The 1,616-nt window shown below is 48.8% G+C and carries 2 protein-coding genes; one reads left to right on the forward strand and one right to left on the reverse strand.

Going from position 1 to position 1,616, the window contains the following annotated elements; all coding sequences use genetic code 11:
* Positions 1-412: 412 nt before the first annotated feature.
* Entirely contained in the window at positions 413-796 is a 384-nt protein-coding gene (locus F6K49_RS47200) for a hypothetical protein (RefSeq protein ID WP_293109422.1), read from the forward strand.
* Here F6K49_RS47200 and F6K49_RS47205 read toward each other — a convergent pair.
* Positions 743-1,616 (reverse strand): DUF1501 domain-containing protein (locus F6K49_RS47205; protein ID WP_293109424.1); only part of this gene is annotated, 874 nt, incomplete at its 5' end. The two genes, F6K49_RS47200 and F6K49_RS47205, sit on opposite strands and share 54 nt — an antisense overlap.

The raw sequence follows: 1,616 nt of genomic DNA on the forward strand, positions 1-1,616 counted from the left end.
GAAGGCTAGCTGCTGTTGGTTATTTTCTACAAAAACATTGCAATATCTACAAAGATGAGTTAGACTTTAAGCATAGATTTAATTCCATTAAAGATACTTTGTAACTTAAATTAAAGCCGATAACCAAGGTTTTGGTAGTTACGTTAATTGTCCAGAGTGGAGTTTCATTTATGCGCTAAGCCGGGCTTTGTCTGGGTTTAGCCTTGGGAGATACCCCCTGGCTGCGAGAGCAGCTTGCATTAGTGGGCTAAAATCTGCAAAGTAGATTTTGGTAGCTAAAAAGTATCGGCATCAACTAAAACGCGATTGACCTTGGCCAAAAGACCACGCTACGCGAATGGTCACGCTTCGCGAACGCACTGGTACCAGTGTGATTAATCCTAAAAAGCGATCGCATAAACCTCTGAGCCTCGTGGACGAACCTCTGAACCTCGTGGACGAACCTCTGAGCCTCGTGGACGAACCTCTGAGCCTCGTGGACGAACCTCTGAGCCTCGTGAACGAACCTCTGAGCCTCGTGGACGAACCTCTGAGCCTCGTGGACGAACCTCTGAGCCTCGTGGACGAACCTCTGAGCCTCGTGAACGAACCTCTGAGCCTCGTGAACGAACCTCTGAGCCTCGTGAACGAACCTCTGAGCCTCGTGAACGAACCTCTGAACCTCATGGTCGAGAAAATGCGATCGCGTTTGGCCAAAAGGCCAAACGTGATCGCACTCCCCTCCTCGGACACTTCTGTTTCCCTACAAAAGCCCCAAACTCTGATTAGACCTAAAACCAGGAAAGATTTGGGCTAAATTCGAGTCTCCAATCTCCATATGTTCCCTGAGCACAGGCATCAGCACCTCACGAAAATCCGTAGTTACGGCTAAGTCCCGTTTTTCATACAACTGGGATTCCGCCAAACCGGGCCACTCTCCATAGACCTTACCACCGCGAACGCCTCCACCCAAGATCCACATCACATTCCCGTGTCCATGGTCAGTACCCTTGTTACCATTCTCTGCCAGGGTACGACCAAATTCTGACATGACCACAATCACAGTATCGGCATAAATCGGTTCTAAGGCTTTGACTAGAGTAGCCAACCCTTGTCCAATAGGCTTAAGTTTTCGAGCCAGCTGTCCTTGACTACCGCCCTGGTTAACATGGGTATCCCAGCCACCTAAGGCCAAAAATGCCAGTTGGGTCTTAGCATCCCCCACCATCAGCTTGGCTAATTTGCGGCTATCACCAACAAATTTAGAGGAAGGTGGTGCTCCCCGGTTAGCTGCCATCATTTCTTCCTTTAGCTCAGCCAGCAGTATCTTCCGTGCCTCACTTCCTTCCTGATAAGCCCGATTAATAGCATTATTACCACGATAGAGTTGATCAAAAGCAGCATCAATTTGGGGACGGTCTACAGGCAGCTTGTGATTATAATTTCTCCCCATCGGTAAATTAGCCACTGGCATCTGACCCGATAGAATCCGTGGGGTTGTGGTGCCCATATTCACGGCTTGAGTTGGTATTTCCTTGGGAATCGTCCCTAATAGTCGATTCATCCAGCCATCATCTGTACTCTTAATGCCTGGGGTGCCACTTTCCATGTAATCCTGAGCATCGAAATGGGAGCGA

This window comes from Moorena sp. SIO3I6, assembly GCF_010672095.1.